We start from the raw sequence: 2,092 nt of genomic DNA on the forward strand, positions 1-2,092 counted from the left end.
CTTAGAACCCCCTTCACCGGCGGCGCTGAGGCGCTGCTGAGACACACCGGACGGTGCGGCGGGGACGCTGGATTGGATGGGAAACGCGGCGGAGAGACGCTGGGACGGGCCGGAGAGACGGTTGGACGCATCGGAAAGACGGTGGCATTTATGAGGGTTTGATCGGCGGGCGCGTCAGGAATTTGGCGCATCTGTTGGTTATTGTCTCTGGATGTATGCTCTTTGACATTGATGATATCTGAAGAGATATGTGGGCGGTTTGGTTCATTCGATGGATCAACCTCTTCATATCAACGCTTTTAGCAAAGCCCTGCGCTCAAGTAGCGAAGCGGTAGCGCGATAATAAAGTGTCAGCTTCACTGTCTTGTTCGGCTTCGGTTTCTTTTGAAACCAAGCACAACAGACAGAGAAACATGATTGCAATTCCGGGTTCCTAGCCGGGTCTGGATCACGCCTAATCGCGCTCAAGTAGCCGAATAGGCGGTAGTGCAATCAAGATGTGCAGAGGTTCGAACGTCAAGGATAAGCATGTAAGTGCTTTTCAACTTGAGAGTTTGATCCTGGCTCAGAACGAACGCTGGCGGCAGGCCTAACACATGCAAGTCGAGCGCGCCCTTCGGGGTGAGCGGCGGACGGGTTAGTAACGCGTGGGAACGTGCCCTTCTCTAAGGAATAGCCACTGGAAACGGTGAGTAATACCTTATACGCCCTTCGGGGGAAAGATTTATCGGAGAAGGATCGGCCCGCGTTAGATTAGATAGTTGGTGGGGTAACGGCCTACCAAGTCTACGATCTATAGCTGGTTTTAGAGGATGATCAGCAACACTGGGACTGAGACACGGCCCAGACTCCTACGGGAGGCAGCAGTGGGGAATCTTGGACAATGGGCGCAAGCCTGATCCAGCCATGCCGCGTGAGTGATGAAGGCCTTAGGGTCGTAAAGCTCTTTCGCCAGAGATGATAATGACAGTATCTGGTAAAGAAACCCCGGCTAACTCCGTGCCAGCAGCCGCGGTAATACGGAGGGGGTTAGCGTTGTTCGGAATTACTGGGCGTAAAGCGCACGTAGGCGGATCAGAAAGTTGGGGGTGAAATCCCAGGGCTCAACCCTGGAACTGCCTCCAAAACTCCTGGTCTTGAGTTCGAGAGAGGTGAGTGGAATTCCGAGTGTAGAGGTGAAATTCGTAGATATTCGGAGGAACACCAGTGGCGAAGGCGGCTCACTGGCTCGATACTGACGCTGAGGTGCGAAAGTGTGGGGAGCAAACAGGATTAGATACCCTGGTAGTCCACACCGTAAACGATGAATGCCAGTCGTCAGCAAGCATGCTTGTTGGTGACACACCTAACGGATTAAGCATTCCGCCTGGGGAGTACGGTCGCAAGATTAAAACTCAAAGGAATTGACGGGGGCCCGCACAAGCGGTGGAGCATGTGGTTTAATTCGAAGCAACGCGCAGAACCTTACCAACCCTTGACATCCTCGGACCGCCAGAGAGATCTGGTTTCCACTTCGGTGGCCGAGTGACAGGTGCTGCATGGCTGTCGTCAGCTCGTGTCGTGAGATGTTCGGTTAAGTCCGGCAACGAGCGCAACCCACATCCTTAGTTGCCAGCAGTTCGGCTGGGCACTCTAGGGAAACTGCCCGTGATAAGCGGGAGGAAGGTGTGGATGACGTCAAGTCCTCATGGCCCTTACGGGTTGGGCTACACACGTGCTACAATGGCAGTGACAATGGGTTAATCCCAAAAAACTGTCTCAGTTCGGATTGGGGTCTGCAACTCGACCCCATGAAGTCGGAATCGCTAGTAATCGCGTAACAGCATGACGCGGTGAATACGTTCCCGGGCCTTGTACACACCGCCCGTCACACCATGGGAGTTGGGTTTACCCGAAGGCCGTGCGCCAACCAGCAATGGGGGCAGCGGACCACGGTGAGCTCAGCGACTGGGGTGAAGTCGTAACAAGGTAGCCGTAGGGGAACCTGCGGCTGGATCACCTCCTTTCTAAGGATGTATCTAGCTAGATCAGAGCTTGCTCTGTCTCGTGATACACTTAGCATAAGATCAGTAATCAAAACTGATCACATCGT

The 2,092-nt window shown here is 53.9% G+C and carries 1 rRNA gene; it reads left to right on the forward strand.

The annotated features are described in order from the left end of the window. Positions 1-542 precede the first annotated feature (542 nt). Positions 543-2,006: ribosomal RNA gene (locus VWZ87_RS16660) — 16S ribosomal RNA — on the forward strand. The last annotated feature ends 86 nt before the right edge of the window (positions 2,007-2,092 follow it).

This window comes from Phaeobacter sp. JH20_37 (genome assembly GCF_048056015.1).
Lineage (GTDB): Bacteria > Pseudomonadota > Alphaproteobacteria > Rhodobacterales > Rhodobacteraceae > Phaeobacter > Phaeobacter bryozoorum.